Annotated in this window: 11 protein-coding genes; 6 read left to right on the forward strand and 5 right to left on the reverse strand. The window is 53.4% G+C overall.

Going from position 1 to position 15206, the window contains the following annotated elements; all coding sequences use genetic code 11:
* Positions 1–197 precede the first annotated feature (197 nt).
* The 4 genes from ACEE09_RS07495 to ACEE09_RS07510 form a co-directional block, all read right to left on the reverse strand.
* Entirely contained in the window at positions 198–1280 is a 1083-nt protein-coding gene (locus tag ACEE09_RS07495) for an HNH endonuclease (RefSeq protein ID WP_449083476.1), read from the reverse strand.
* Positions 1281–1291: 11 nt separating this feature from the next.
* Positions 1292–3061: an AAA family ATPase gene (locus ACEE09_RS07500; RefSeq protein ID WP_449083478.1), complete on the reverse strand. Its 1770-nt coding sequence runs from the start codon at positions 3059–3061 to the stop codon at positions 1292–1294.
* A gap of 103 nt (positions 3062–3164) precedes the next feature.
* Positions 3165–3395 (reverse strand): hypothetical protein, encoded by a 231-nt coding sequence (locus tag ACEE09_RS07505; RefSeq protein WP_449083480.1) that lies wholly within the window; start codon positions 3393–3395, stop codon positions 3165–3167.
* A gap of 8 nt (positions 3396–3403) precedes the next feature.
* Positions 3404–4069 carry a LysR family transcriptional regulator gene (locus ACEE09_RS07510; protein ID WP_449083482.1) on the reverse strand — a complete coding sequence of 222 codons (666 nt, stop codon included), beginning with the start codon at positions 4067–4069 and terminating at the stop codon, positions 3404–3406.
* A 177-nt stretch (positions 4070–4246) separates the two neighbouring features.
* On the opposite strand from ACEE09_RS07510, the gene ACEE09_RS07515 reads away from it, so the two are divergent.
* The 5 genes from ACEE09_RS07515 (at position 4247) to ACEE09_RS07535 (ending at position 10497) form a co-directional block, all read left to right on the forward strand.
* On the forward strand, positions 4247–7732 hold the full coding sequence (locus tag ACEE09_RS07515; RefSeq protein WP_449083484.1) for a bifunctional proline dehydrogenase/L-glutamate gamma-semialdehyde dehydrogenase: 3486 nt from the start codon (positions 4247–4249) through the stop codon (positions 7730–7732).
* Between the two features lie 104 nt (positions 7733–7836).
* On the forward strand, positions 7837–8223 hold the full coding sequence (gcvH, locus tag ACEE09_RS07520) for a glycine cleavage system protein GcvH (RefSeq protein WP_449083486.1): 387 nt from the start codon (positions 7837–7839) through the stop codon (positions 8221–8223).
* Positions 8224–8477: 254 nt separating this feature from the next.
* On the forward strand, positions 8478–8915 hold the full coding sequence (locus ACEE09_RS07525; RefSeq protein ID WP_449083488.1) for an FHA domain-containing protein: 438 nt from the start codon (positions 8478–8480) through the stop codon (positions 8913–8915).
* A gap of 5 nt (positions 8916–8920) precedes the next feature.
* Entirely contained in the window at positions 8921–9676 is a 756-nt protein-coding gene (gene ftsR / locus ACEE09_RS07530; protein WP_449083490.1) for a transcriptional regulator FtsR, read from the forward strand.
* Between the two features lie 227 nt (positions 9677–9903).
* A complete protein-coding gene (locus ACEE09_RS07535) occupies positions 9904–10497 on the forward strand; it encodes a MerR family transcriptional regulator (RefSeq protein WP_449083563.1) in 594 nt (197 codons plus the stop codon).
* 79 nt (positions 10498–10576) lie between these two features.
* Here the strand turns inward: ACEE09_RS07535 and ACEE09_RS07540 are convergent, their stop codons facing one another.
* The gene (locus ACEE09_RS07540; protein WP_449083491.1) at positions 10577–11410 is read right to left on the reverse strand and encodes a ParA family protein; all 834 of its coding nucleotides are present in this window, start codon (positions 11408–11410) and stop codon (positions 10577–10579) included.
* Positions 11411–11701: 291 nt separating this feature from the next.
* Here ACEE09_RS07540 and ACEE09_RS07545 point away from each other — a divergent pair, with 291 nt between their 5' ends.
* The gene (locus tag ACEE09_RS07545) at positions 11702–15151 is read left to right on the forward strand and encodes a pyruvate carboxylase (protein ID WP_449083492.1); all 3450 of its coding nucleotides are present in this window, start codon (positions 11702–11704) and stop codon (positions 15149–15151) included.
* Positions 15152–15206: the final 55 nt, after the last annotated feature.

Here is a 15206-nt window from a genome sequence, read left to right on the forward strand (position 1 = left end):
CCTTCGTCACCTAGACTTGTGAAGGTGAAGCTCCTTCTGAGAACACCTCTAATCTCTCCCTTGAGAGGGCTGTGAACAGAGTGATGAATTGTGCGCTGCAAACGGCGAGTTGTAGGCCGGTCTGGCGTGGTAACGGTCTTCCATGTATGGGCTGAAGGTACCTGTAGAGATTTAACGCCATGTGTGGTACTTATAGGTTAGTTGTCTCTTGGTGGAGATAGCGCTGATATCACACCGTGTGAAGAACCATCAAAATAAGTTCTTAACTCTTCAGATTTTAACGTAAAATCTATTACCTTCTGCGGAATTGATACGAAGCCGGATATGTCTGTGAGGCTAACATTGATTTGGCCACCTTCACCAAAATTTTTATAGTAAAAAGTTTTAAATTTCCCTATTTCTTCCGAAATGTCCATCAATAGTTTATGTTTAATTCTATTATTGGTATATATTCTCTTTAAGTCTTCTATACTATTATCAATTGAAAAATTTGGGAGAGTTTCTAATGAATGAATATGTTCACAAAACTCCATCACAAGGCTAGGAAGGAATGCTCGGTATTTCTCATTAAGTTTAAGCTTCCTATAATGGTTATTCGCACTATCTATATTATTAGTTGAGGAGTCAGGCGGATATGATTTTATTGCTAATACATCATGCAGTGTATCTATTTCAAAAGCGATTTTTTCCAGCAAGTCTACATTTAAGAAGTATGGATGTAACAGTGTGGAACCTATATCGCCAAAATCTTGTTCACCGATATTCGAGTTGCACTCGGAGCAGCAGGGAATTAAGTTGATTTGAGATGTTGCTAAAATTGGGTACTTATCTTTAGGGATAAAATGATCCCATGTATTAGCTAAGCTTAATTTACAGTAACTACATAAGCCATAGTTGGAGTAGCTCCTCGGATGACTCACGTAAGAGTCACGATATCTTTCGTAAGCATCTTTCATATAGTCTTTGAAGAGAATTCTGCTGCCTTCCGGGGTGGTGATAGGATAGTTGTTTTCGAACCAGTCTGTGAAGTCTATAATCTTATTTATTAAAATCGAAAAGTTGTTGCATTGTGCTGACTCAACATAATCCCTATTTAGCATTTCAAGGAAATAATAAAGCAGAATGGCTGCATGTGGATCAATGAGATATTTATTATCCGATCTTCTTTGGCGTAATGACTGAGCATCGGTTGGAAGTTCTTTTTGGGCGCAATCATATCGATGTAGTTTAAAGAAATCTTCATAGCTTAACTTTGGAATATCGTATGAATCTGGATACATAAAAAGTTTTCCTATTCAATTTCTAAACTCGCAAAAATCATTTGACCTTCGACGCCGAGCTCTTGGATGAGTTCGTCTCTTATTCGAATGTACTCTAGTCCGTCATATGAATTTTTATCTTTGATAAATTCCTTAATCCTTTTATAGAATCCTGAGTTTATAGATTCTAATCTAAAAATTTCCCGGTTAATTTTACCTGTATTTTCCCCATACGTCTTTAACGATGGGTTTGACACGGAAACTTTTCCAGAATCTAATCTTTCAAGTAACCAGACATTTTGTGATAACGTTTCTTGGAGTACCACAGGAGAATGTGTAGCTAGGATTGCTACTGAATTTTTTACAGTACAGATTTTCCCTATAGATTCAATAAACTTTGCTAGCAATGGGGGATGTAGATAGTTCTCTGGCTCATCAAATAGTAATAAACTACTATCAGACATCATGCTTATTAACCCGGTTAACGTTGCAATACATGTGAGGTTCCCAGAACTCTGAATGCTTAGATTTTTTTCAAGCGGTTGCAGAATTTTATCAAACGTAAGATCTGAATCATCGATACTGTCTAAAATATTCAAATTTTCAAAAAAATCTGGTGTAATATTCTCGATAGATTCTATCCAGAGCTTGAATCTATCGTCCTTCATCCATAAGAGGAGTTGCAAATGTGGGGAAATGAATTCAGAGATATTTTTTCGGATATCAGGATCATTTGTATATTTTTCGTGTTCGCCGTACTCTAAATCAGCCTTAGGGATTGAGTAAATTCCCAAATAGAGATTATTTATAACTTCTGAACTGGAGCTATCGTTGGTTGAAATTCTTGATATAATTTCTTTGTTCTGAAATGGCGAGAACGAAATATAGAAATAGTTACTTAATCTTGAAGTTTTTGTGCTTTCATTGGGGAATGATAGTTCTGAAAATTCCCCTAGGAAGATATCTTCCAAAAGCCGGGTTTTCCCGGAACCGTTTGCTCCTATGAGGGATATAATGTTTGCGTTTGTATACTTTTTTATATTTGATTCTGTCGTCTTAAAAGATATATCTCCGACATAAGGTGATTTTTCAGAATCAAAATGAATTTTAAAATCTAGTGTTGTTTGTGCCTCTTTTGCCGATGCTCCTTTCCGGAGCGTGCATAGTCTGTGGTAATATCCCCGAATTAGGTTCTCAGACGGGACGTCACGCATAAAAGAAAATTCAAACACACCAGGATTCTGGGTTTTAATTTCATCTAGTAAATTTAAATCTAGCGATATATCATTCAATATTTCTAGAATGAACTCTTTATCTAATGAATCTGAATTGTGGTATTCGTGCAGATTTCTATAATAAAATTCATTCCCTATTGAATAGAAGCCATCAGGCAACTGGTCGAGAGTTGGGCCATGTTGTTCGGATGCTTCTTCTAGTGCGCTCCTCTTGAGTGGTAAATCACTGCCGGTAATACGTTGCGTTTGTTTTGAGGCAATTTTTATACTAAATGATTCACTTCTGAATTCGTTATTAAGGATAAATAGTGTGCAGTGTGTGTAGTATCCATAGTCATTCCATGAACCATAATATATGTAAACACCATCAGTGGTTTGAGAATTAAAATCGTCCTTGGCTTCTTTAAGCCCTGCCCTGCTTATGGTGTCAAAATCTTTTCTAATAAAAATTGTCAACAATTCACCTGCTTTGCATGTATTGTTTATATATGGGATATATTGATAATTTTTTGTCACATCCAAAAACTTTAGAGTGCTTGCCATTGCAGTTTCAAAAACAGCAAACAATAGAGTAATCTCAGTGAACTACTCGTCAGATAACCTCCTGCAAGAAATCTTATCAAAGACTATAAACCAGAAGACCTGAGCTGAATATGGAAAACCTCCGCAGCTAGGGTAGTTGTCCTACCGCCGCCTTCAGCGCGTCCTTCACCGCTCTGATGGCGGGCTGGCCTGTGCTTTCGGTGCGGGTGGCCACATAAATCTCGCGGTAGGGGGCGCCGGGCAACGGAATAGCCTTCACCCCGTGTGCCCGGCTCAGTTCGTTGCCGGCAGCGGGCAGGGCAAAGGACGGCATAATAGCCGCCGCCCCGCCCGCTGCCAGCTGCAAATGTGTGTTCAAATCATCAATCACGTAGCGCACCTGCGGCTCGAACCCCGCCGCCCTGCACTGGTTGATACCCCCCAGGTGCGTGACGTATTATGCTCACCCTCAAAAACCCAGGGTAGGCGGGCTGCGTCGTCCAAGCTCTCAACCTCAGCATCGGCGGCAACCACCAGGTCGAGGGCGTCCTCGGTGAGGAGCTCAGAAGTAAGCTCGGGGTACTCGGGAATGTAGTGGTGGGGGTAAGACTCTGCAATTACCAGGTCGAACTCCCTGCTGCGAGTCAGGGACAGGCCGGTCTTCGGGTCAATCTGAACCACATGCAGCTGTACCTGCGGGGCATGCTCCGCAAGATGGGCCAGCGCGCCCGGCAGCAGAGCCTTGGCGGCTGACTGGAAGATTGCCAGCCGCACCTGCCCGGCAGGCACCCCCTCCAAGAGGGTGATGCGGGTGCGGGCGGCGTCTAGTTCCTTCAAAATATTGCGGGTGCTTTCCACTAAAATCAGGGCCTCGGTGGTCAGCTCCACTTGGCGCCCCACCTTGCGCAACAGGGGAGTGCCCACCTCTTTTTCCAACGTCGTAATTTGCTGGGAAATAGCGGAGGATGTCAGATGCAGGGCCTTGGCTGTTGCGGCCAGTGTGCCGCGCTCATGAATCTCAAGCAACATGGCCAGCCGGCGCAAATCGTACATGGTGCACTCCTGGCTGCGGGGTGGAAAGCGTCACGAATACAGGTTAGCAGAACTAAACATACTGCCTAAATAATATTCATTTTTCTAATAGTGTAACTTGCACCCAAAGATGGTGAAATGGATAACAAGACACAAAGTTCACCCCGCCCCCGCGCGGGCTAGCAGGAGGTACCACCCATGGCACAGCCTTTAAACGATACCCACCACCAGCAGTTAGCTCATCAAGCTATCCAGCTCGTTGCTGATTGGGTTGAAGAAGCGCAGAATGTCCCGGCCGACCCTGCAGCGCAGAAGCTAGCTGGCGTCCTTAAAGACCCGAAAGGACTTGACTTCACCGTAGGTTTCGTCGATGGCGTAGTACGCCCCGAAGACCAGGCCGTTGCCGGTAAAAACCTGGGCCGTATTGCCCCTATCGTCCCCTCCTTTCTGCCCTGGTATATGAAGAGTGCGGTAGGGCTAGGTGGCACGCTGGCGGCTCAAGCTAGCTGGCCCACGGTGCCTGTGGCCCGCGCAGTTCTGCGTCAGATGGTCGGCCACCTGATCGTTGATGCCCGCGATGAAAAGCTGGGCCCTGCTATCAAGCACCTGACCTCAACCGGTAATAAGCTCAACATCAACCTGCTAGGTGAAGCCGTGCTGGGGGACTGCGAAGCGGAGCGCCGCCTGAGCGAAACCAAGCGTCTGCTGGCCCGCGATGATGTCGACTATGTCTCCATCAAGGTTTCCTCAGTATCAGGCCCGCACTCCCACTGGGCTTTTGAGGAAGTAGTGGACGAGGCTGTCCGGCGCCTCACCCCGCTGTATGAGCTGGCTGCCAGCTCTCCTGCCCAGAAGTTCATCAACCTGGACATGGAAGAATACAAAGACCTGGATATGACTATCGAGGTCTTCACCAAGATCCTTGACCAACCCCACCTGAAAAACCTTGAAGCTGGTATCGTGCTCCAGGCCTACCTGCCTGACACCCTGGCAGCTATGCAGCGCCTCCAAGAGTGGGCCGCTCAGCGCCGGGAGGCTGGTGGGGCCCGCATCAAGGTGCGCCTGGTTAAGGGCGCTAATCTCTCTATGGAGAAGGTCGAAGCTGCCCTGCACGGCTGGCCCCTAACCACCTGCCACTCCAAACAGGAGACAGATACTAACTACAAGTGCATCCTCAACTACGCCTTGCATCCTGAGCGCACTAAGAACGTCCGTCTGGGTATTGCCGGGCATAACCTTTTTGATGTTGCTTTTGCCCTGCTGCTGGCTGAAGATCGCGGTGTGGAGAAGGATGTCGAGTTTGAGATGCTCATCGGTATGGCCTCCCAGCAAGCTGAGGTGATTCGCCGCCGGGTCGGCCACCTGCTGCTCTACACTCCTGTGGTGCGCCCCGAAGAGTTCGATGTGGCTATCTCTTACCTGGTGCGCCGCCTGGAAAAAAACGCTTCGAGTGAGAACTTCATGAGCGCGGTCTTCGATCTGGGTTCTTCTCCTGCCCTTTTTGAGCGTGAAAAAACCCGCTTCTTGTCCTCTCTCAGCGAGGTCACCGACCAGGTGCTAACGCCACAACGTGCCCAGAATCGTCTAGAAGAAACAGAAGAGACGGTTTTTAAGCCCGCTCAGGGAACCTTTGAAAATACTCCCGATACTGACCCAGCTCTGGCTGCTAACCGTAAGTGGGGCCGCGCCATCTTAGAGCGTTCAAAGACCACCCAGCTTGGTATCGAAACCCTGGCTGCCCACGAGCTGGGTTCTGGTGAGGACGCCCAAACCCTGCTTGCTGAGACCAGAGTAGCTAGCGAGGCATGGGGTGCCCGCCCTGCCTCAGAGCGTGCTGAGATTCTGCGTAAGGTAGCGGTAGCTTTGGCTATGAGCCGCGGGGATTTGCTAGAAATTATGGCTTATGAGGCCGGTAAGACCCTGGACCAGGGTGACGTTGAAGTTTCAGAAGCCGTTGACTTCGCCTACTACTACGCCATGCTGGCAGAGCGCCTGGATTCGGTAGACGGTGCCCGCCACCAGCCGGTTAAGCTTACTCTGGTGATTCCTCCCTGGAATTTTCCGACTGCAATTCCTGTCGGTGGTGTTATTGCTGCCCTGGCGGCAGGTTCAGCCGTCATCTTCAAACCTGCCTCCAATACTGCCCGTACTGGTGCCTTGCTTGCTGAGATACTCTGGGGCGCAGGTGTTCCCCGTGAGGTTTTGCGCCTGGTTAAGGTCACGGACCGCGAGGCTGGTCGGCAGTTCATTGCCCACCCGGTCGTTGACCGCCTGATTCTGACTGGTGGCTACGAGACCGCTGAGCTCTTCCGATCCTGGCGGAAAGATTTGCCCCTCTTCGGCGAGACCTCAGGTAAGAACTCTATTATCGTCACCCCTAACGCTGATCTCGACTTGGCGGTCAAGGACGTCGTCTCTTCGGCTTTCGGCCATGCAGGCCAGAAATGCTCAGCGGCTTCCACCGTGATTTTGGTGGGTTCAGTAGGGGAGTCTAAGCGCTTCTACAACCAGCTGGTTGATGCCGTAAAGTCCCTGCACGTTGCCTACCCTCATGATATCGAATCTGAGATGGGCCCTCTGATTGAGGAGCCAGAGGGCAAACTCAAGCGCGGTCTGACTACCCTGGGCGAGAGTGAAACCTGGGTTATCAAACCCGAGCAGCTGGATGAGACTGGTCGGCTCTGGTCGCCCGGCGTGCGGGCAGGCGTCAAACCCGGCAGTGAATACCACCTGACCGAATACTTTGGCCCCATTCTGGGTGTTATGAAGGCGGCCAGTTTGGAGGAAGCTATCGAGCTGCAGAACGCCACCGACTACGGTCTAACGGCTGGTCTGCATTCTCTGGACGCCGGGGAGCTGGAACTCTGGCTCTCTAAGGTTCAGGCCGGTAACCTTTATATCAACCGTGGCATCACCGGCGCTATCGTGCAGCGCCAGCCCTTTGGTGGCTGGAAGAAATCAACTGTGGGTTCTGGTGCTAAGGCTGGTGGGCCTAACTACCTGGTCGCCCTTTCTGACTGGGAGACCGCAGAATCCACCGCCACCACCGCCCCCTCACAGGCGGGCGTCCGCTCCATTCTTGCTGCCCTGGGCGAACCCACCGCCGCTCATGATGGCTCTCTCGATATGCTGGCCCGCGCGGCAAGCTCCGACGCTGAGGCCTGGGCCACCGAGTTTGGTGTGGGGCATGACCCCAGCCAGCTGGGCGTTGAACGCAACATCCTGCGCTACCTACCCATCACTGTTCAGGTACGCCTGGACGAGAATGGTGACCGTAACCGGGCCCTGCGCGTACTCCTTGCAGGGGTGGCAGCCGGTGCAAGTATTGAGTTCTCCACAGGCCAGAGCATGCCGGTAGCTATCGCCGGTGCCCTACGCGGGGCAGGCATCACCCTGCTTGAACAGAGCGACGCCGCCTACCGGGCATCGCTGGCCAAAATCGCCAAGACCCCCTCCCAGCAGCTTGAGGGGACCGCACTGGAAGGTGCCCGCATACGTTACATCGGTAATGATGCCGCTAGCGTTTATGAGGCGCTTGATGGTCGCCCCGATATTGCGGTCTACTTCCAGCCTGTGACCGAAGCAGGTCGCATTGAAATGCTACCTTTCCTACGTGAACAGGCTGTTTCTATCACTGCCCACCGGTTTGGTAACCCTTACAGGTTCTCTGAGGGTGTCATATAATTATTAGGTAAGAGCCCTTCTCCCTCGTTGGTGCTCTCTCGTCGAGTTTCACGCGCCTCGATGGCACTGCCCCACAAGTCCCATAAGAGAAAAGGACACCTCCGATGAGCAATGTTCCTGCAGAACTCAAGTACACCAAAGAACACGAGTGGGTCGGCGAGCTCACTGCTGATGGCACCGTCCGTATCGGTGTCACCGACCATGCACAAAACGAACTGGGCGATGTCGTCTACGTTGATTTGCCTGAGGTCGGTGAAACTATCGCCGCAGAGACCACCTTCGGCGAAATTGAATCCACCAAGAGCGTCTCAGACCTCTTTGCCCCTCTTGCTGGTGAGATTGTTGCCGTCAATGAAGACCTAGAGAATTCCCCTGAAATTGTGAACTCTGACCCCTACGGTGCGGGCTGGCTGATTGAAGTTCGCCCCAGCGATACCGCAGATCTTGAGGGTCTACTGTCAGCAGCTGACTACGAGGCAGAAATTGCCTAAACCCCGGTAACGTCAGAGCTGCTAGATGCTCAGGGCTGTCTTTTTACCCAAAAAGACAGCCCTTTAGCTTTGGGTAAAAACAGGAGAAATTGGTGGGAGAACACGGTAGGAACCGGGCAGAATAGAGGGTGAGTGGCTAAGATTAAACGAACGGTTCACTGTTTACCATTTCGTGACCTTGAACTGTTACTCTACACATCACACATACACCAGGGCGAGAACCCAGCCGCCCAAGGACAGAAGGACGAGACTCTATGGCCCAGCACGAAGCCCACCCACCCACAACTACTATCGCCATGGCAGCCCTGGGCGTATCTCAGTCCCATAACCCCACTGCCGAAGAACGTGACCTGTTGGCAACCCTGCCCGCCGGTTCTGCCGTCCTCATTGGGCTAGAAGGCCAGTTCAAGGGCGCCCGCTTCCTGCTGAGCCCCAGAACTGATGAAAATGGGGCAGATTTGCCCATCATCGCAGGCCGTAGCGCTGACTCAGACATTTACCTGGATGACGTGACCGTCTCCCGCCGCCACGCCCTCTTCATTCCCAATGCTGGAAGCTTTATCCTCACCGACGCTGATTCCCTCAACGGCACCTACGTGAATAAGGACCGCGTTGATGAGGCCTACCTGCGTAATGGCGATGAGATTTACATTGGCAAATTCCATTTTGCCTTCTACCAGGGCCAGGGGTAGCAGCTATGGCTCAGGCTCCCTCTGCTGAAACTGCTGGGGTAAAGAATAAGACCATCGGCCAGGTGCTCAGCGCCTTGGAGGGCGAATTTGAGGGTATTAGTGCCTCAAAAATTCGCTTTCTTGAAGATAAAGGTCTGGTGAGCCCGCAGCGTACCAATACTGGTTACCGTAAGTATTCGGAAGAAGATATTGAGCGTCTGCGCTTTGTGTTGCAGCTACAACGGGACCAGTACCTGCCGCTGAAGGTGATTCGTCAGCGTCTAGCTGATATTGATGCGGGGGTGGCCCCTGCCCCCGGTGCCGAACTTGCCAGTGAGCAGGGTAGTGGTGCGGACGCGTCCGCGCGGCCGGGTGCTGATGAGCTGGGCAGTGCCCGCCCAGCATCGCCTGTAGAGCAGGCACGCACCTATACTTTGCGTGAGTTGGGCCAGGAGGCTGGGGTGGATATGCCCCTGCTGCGTGAGCTGATGAATTACGGCTTACTGGCTGAGAATAAAGAAGCCTATGACCAGTACGATGTGGCTGTCACGAAGGTGAGTAACCAGCTCACTGCCCACGGCCTGCACCCCCGCCATTTGCGGGCTTTCCGTGCTGCTGCTGACCGTGAAGTTGATCTGGTAGAAACTGCGGTGGGCCCCTTGGCTTTGCGTAAGGATGATGAGTCCCAGGCGCGCGCTGCAGAGCTTGCCGGTGATATCGCCCAGCTTTTGTTGCGTCTACATATGGCCCTGGTCGCTGGTAGCATGCCGAGTTTCGACTAGCTCTGTGTGCTTTCAGGTGAGGGGCGCTGGGTGAATGTGCCCTGTCTTAATGACTAGAGCCATGTTAAAACGCCGGTGCTCCTGCCTGCCGATTAACCGGCAAAAGGGGTGTTGGGCGGGTAGGATAAGAGAGTCCATGATCAGTTCAAGGGAAGGAACCTCAAACCGTGACACAGCATAACGGTGACCCTAGCGCCCCCGCTGCGCTTCGAGGCGTACCTGCCCCCATGGATCAGCCCCTGCTGGGTATTGAAGATGTCATGCCCCGCACCTCTCCGGTGGGTGAGCAGGGCGTATTGTTTGATGACCCGGTTTCTCTGGTTGATGAGAACCTGGGCTACCGCGGCCCTACCGCTTGTAAGGCTGCGGGGATTACCTACCGCCAGTTGGACTACTGGGCGCGCACGCACCTGGTGGAGCCGACCGTCCGCTCTGCCAAGGGTTCTGGGTCTCAGCGTCTTTATTCTTTTCGCGATGTTCTAGTGCTCAAGATTGTCAAGAGCCTGCTCGATACTGGTGTTTCTTTGCAGCAGATTCGTACATCGGTTAATCACCTGCGTTCTCGTGGTGTTGAAGATTTGGCTGGTATTACCCTCATGTCTGATGGTGCCTCGGTCTATGAGTGCACTTCGGCCTCTGAGGTGATTGATTTGGTGCAGGCCGGTCAGGGTGTCTTTGGTATCGCTATCGGCCGGGTTTGGCGTGAACTTGAGGTGTCTTTGAGCGAGCTGCCCGGCGAGAATACTGCCCAGGAGGTGCAGCAAGAGGCTGAGGTTCATGATGAGCTTTCAGCCCGCCGAGCCCGTAAGGCTGGCGCCTAAAGAGCTATAGAATGTACCCCGCCTTCGCAGGATGCGAGGGCGGGGGTTTCTTGTGTGCAGGTCGAGGTGTGTGGGGTTTTTAGTTGTTGTCTGCTGCTTCCTGGTCAACTGATTCTAGGAGTCCCGCTAAGAGGGTGGAGAAGAGGTGGGCAAGGTCTTGGGCTTCTTCTTCGGGCCAGTAGTGCACAGGGTAGGCTGAGCCTTGAATCTGTTGTAGCAGGTGGGTTTCCGGCAGCATGGTGTCTGCGACGAGATCGCCGAAGAGCACTTTCATTTCTTCGATGCGGTAGTCGTGTTCGGGGTCCCCTGGGCGCACCTTGTTGATGACGACGGAGGCTGATTCGACGGCGTACTGGGTGTTAGCTTCAAAGCGGGCAATGGCGCGTAGGGTGCGTTCGGAGCCAGCAACGGAGAAGAGCGAGGGTTCTGCAACGGAAAGGACGCGGCCAGAGGCTGCCCAGGCCATTTCGGTGAGTCGGCCCAGAATGGGCGGGCAGTCGATGAGAATGAGGTCGAAGCTTTCCTGTACGGGTTCAAGGAGCTCTGAGAGGCGGGGGAGTAGGGTGGCTGAATCGAGGCCTTCTAGGGCTGTGAGGCGGGCGGATGCGCGCCCTACCCAGGTGCCAGCGTCCAGGCCGGTGCGTGAGGCGTTGCCTAGGCTGCCTAGGGTGGCCCAGGAGGCGGGGACGATTTCCTCTGCTAGGGAGTAGTCAGATGGTGCCAGGAGGAGTGTGCCCATGTCGGTGCCTTCGGTGGGGGTCACACCTAGGCCGGTGGAGGCATCTCCGTGAGGGTCTAGGTCGATGATGAGGGTTCGTAGGCCGCTGGCTTGAGCTGCTGATGCTAGCCCGAGTACGACTGATGTTTTGCCGACGCCGCCCTTTAGGCTGCTAATACTTACCACGCTGCTCATTGCTAGGGAAGCCTCTCGAATTTTGTGGGTACACACTGACTTTCTATGCTACCGAAGAGGGTGGGTGCCTAGCTCTTGGTGGTGGGAAAAGTCGGGCAAGCTCACACTTACCAACCCAAGTATTTGTGATGATGCTCACAATAAAATCTTTTCATTACGACCCCACTAGAAAAAATGAAGCAAAACCAAGCGCGTGAGGGCATCTAAAGATATATTATGATGTGTTCACACACGAATTGTGGCTTAGCCTCATCGCACCCTCAAGTGTTGGGTGGGGCAGAACGGAAGAAAATGTTTTCAAAGATTCTGGTCGCTAACCGCGGCGAAATCGCAATCCGCGCCTACCGCGCGGCCTACGAGCTCGGTGCTAAGACCGTTGGTGTCTTCCCCTACGAAGACCGCCACTCCATTCACCGTCAGCAGGCTGATGAGGCCTACCCGATTGGTGAAGAGGGCCATCCCGTCCGCGCCTACCTCGATGTTGAGGAAATCATTCGCGTCGCCAAAGATGCCGGCGCCGATGCTATCTACCCGGGCTACGGCTTCCTCTCGGAGAACTCCGGCCTAGCCCGCGCCGCTGCGGACGCTGGCATCACCTTCATCGGCCCCCCGCCGGAGGTTCTGGACCTAGCCGGCAACAAGGTTGAGGCTCTTAAGGCTGCCCGCCGTGCAGGTATCCCGGTGCTCAAGTCCACCGAACCCAGTGCGGATGTCGATAAGCTCCTTGCTGAAGCCGAAGAAATTGGCTTCCCCATCTTTGTCAAGGCTGTCGCCGGTGGTGGTGGCCGCGGTATGCGCCGCGTCGAAAAGCGCGAAGACCTACGTTCAGCTATGGAAGCTGCAATGCGTGAGGCCGACACCGCTTTCGGTGACCCCACCGTATTCCTGGAGCAGGCTGTACTGCGCCCCCGCCACATTGAGGTCCAGATTCTGGCCGACAATGAAGGCAACATTGTGCACCTCTTCGAGCGTGACTGCTCCTTGCAGCGTCGTCACCAGAAGGTCGTCGAAATTGCTCCTGCCCCCAACCTCGACGAAGAGATCCGTCAGGCTCTCTTCCGCGACGCAGTCAAGTTCGCTAAGGAACTGGGCTACGTTAACGCCGGTACCGTCGAATTCTTGGTCGACACCGCCGGTGAGCGCGCAGGTCAGCACGTCTTCATCGAAATGAACCCCCGTATCCAGGTTGAGCACACCGTGACTGAAGAAGTCACCGATATTGACCTGGTACAGGCACAGATGCGCATTGCTGCCGGTGAGACCCTAGAGGACCTAGGCATCCGCCAGGACGAGCTGCGTGTACGCGGCTTCGCTCTGCAGTCCCGTATCACCACTGAGGATCCTGCAAACGGCTTCCGCCCCGACGTTGGAAAGGTTACCTACTACCGTTCAGCCGGTGGTTCAGGCATCCGTCTAGATGGCGGTACCGTCTACAGCGGTGCACAGATTTCACCTCACTTTGACTCCATGCTGGTCAAGCTCACCTGCCGCGGCCGCACCTTCGAGGACGCCGTACAGCGTGCCTCCCGTGCACTGGCTGAATTCCGTATTCGCGGTGTTGCCACCAACATCCCCTTCGTCAAGGCTGTTCTTGAGGACCCGACCTTCCGCGCCGGTGACGTCTCAACCCCCTTCATCGATGAGCACCCCGAACTGCTGACCAAGAAGCCCGGTGCAGACCGCGGCACCAAGGCCCTGCAGTACCTGGCTAACGTCACCGTGAACAAGCCTAACGGTGAGCGCATCGAGGGTATCGACCCCCGCACCAAGCTGCCGCACTTCCCTGGCGATAAGACCGAAGAGCCCTTCCGCTCACCCTTTGACCCTTCAGATCACGAATTCCCCTCAGGCTGGCGTCAGCGCCTACTGGAGCTAGGCCCTGAAGGTTTTGCCAAGGCTGTACGCGACACCAAGGAAGTATTGATTACCGATACCACCTTCCGTGACGCCCACCAGTCACTGCTGGCAACCCGTGTGCGTACCCGCGACCTGCTCGCGGCAGCACCGGCAGTAGCTTACGTTACCCCCGAGCTTTTCTCTGTTGAGGCATGGGGTGGTGCAACCTACGACGTTGCCCTCCGCTTCTTGAGCGAAGACCCCTGGGAGCGCCTGGCTCACCTGCGTGCAGCCATGCCCAACCTGCCTATCCAGATGCTTCTGCGCGGCCGTAACACCGTGGGCTACACCCCGTACCCCACCGAGGTTACCGATGCATTCGTGAAGGAAGCTGCTGAAACCGGCGTTGATATCTTCCGTATCTTCGACTCCCTCAACGACGTTTCCCAGATGACCCCGGCTATTAAGGCTGTTTGTGCCACCGGTACAGCTGTTGCTGAAGTAGCTATCTGCTACACCGGCGACATGCTAGACCCCAACGAGCAGACCTACACCCTGGATTACTACCTGAACCTGGCTGACCAGGTGGTAGAGGCCGGTGCCCACATCCTGGCTATTAAGGACATGGCTGGTCTGCTGCGTCCTGAGGCTGCACGCCGTCTGATCACCGCCCTGCGCGAGCGATTCGATCTGCCGGTGCACCTGCACACCCACGACACCGCAGGCGGCCAGGTCGGTACCTTGCTCGCTGCTGTTGAAGCTGGCGTGGACGTTGTTGACGTGGCTTCTGCTTCCATGGCAGGTACCACCTCACAGCCTTCATTCTCAGCTCTTGTTGGTGCCCTGCAGTACACTGACCGTGCACCTTCTATCTCACTGGAAGCTGCTTGCGCAATGGAACCCTACTGGGAGGCCGTCCGTAGCATCTACAAGCCCTTTGAGATGGGTCTTTCTTCACCGACCGGTCGCGTCTACTCACACGAGATTCCTGGCGGTCAGCTCTCCAACCTGCGTGCTCAGGCAACTGCCCTGGGCCTGGGTGAGCGCTTTGAAGACATCGAAGACATGTACGCAGCCGCTGACCGTATGCTCGGCCACATCGTCAAGGTAACCCCCTCATCTAAGGTGGTTGGCGACCTGGCCCTGCAGCTGGTCGGTATGGGTGTTTCACCTGAGGACTTCGAGAAGGATCCCCAGAACTTCGATATTCCTGACTCCGTTATTGGCTTCCTCAACGGTGAGCTTGGCACCCCGCCTGCTGGCTGGCCTGAGCCTTTCCGTACTCGTGCACTGGAAGGTCGCAAGCTTGCTAAGCCCAGCGTCAACGACCTGTCAGACGAGGATCTGAAGGAGCTCAACAGCGACTCAGCAACCCGTCGCTCCGCACTGAACCGCCTCCTCTTCGCTGGCCCCACCCGCGACTTCGAGAAGGCTTGCGAGGAGTACGGTGACCTCTCCATCCTGCACACCCGTGACTTCCTCTACGGTATGGTCCTCAAGCGTGAGCACGTGATTTCCCTGGGTAAGGGTGTTCGTCTCATTGCTACCTTGAAGGCTATCTCTGAGCCGGACGAAAAGGGTATGCGTGAGGTTATCTGCACCCTCAACGGCCAGTCGCGTACCGTGAAGGTTCGTGACAACTCTGTAGAGTCCAATGTCAAGGAAGCTGAGAAGGCAGACGCTTCTAACCCCGGTCACATTGCAGCGCCCTTCGCTGGTGGCGTCTCTATCTCCGTCAAGCCTGGTGATGAGATTTCAGCAGGTGACCAGGTGGCCACCATTGAGGCTATGAAGATGGAAGCCTCCATCACCTCAACCGTCTCAGGTACTGTTGAGCGCATCGTTTACAACGATGTTGCTCAGGTAGCTGGTGGTGACCTACTGATTGTGGTCAACGTCAAGTAACCCTCTATCAGGGCTAGACAAGGGGCGGACGCTCGCACCCGGCTTATAGAAGCTG

Source organism: Rothia sp. 88186D007BW (assembly GCF_053544215.1).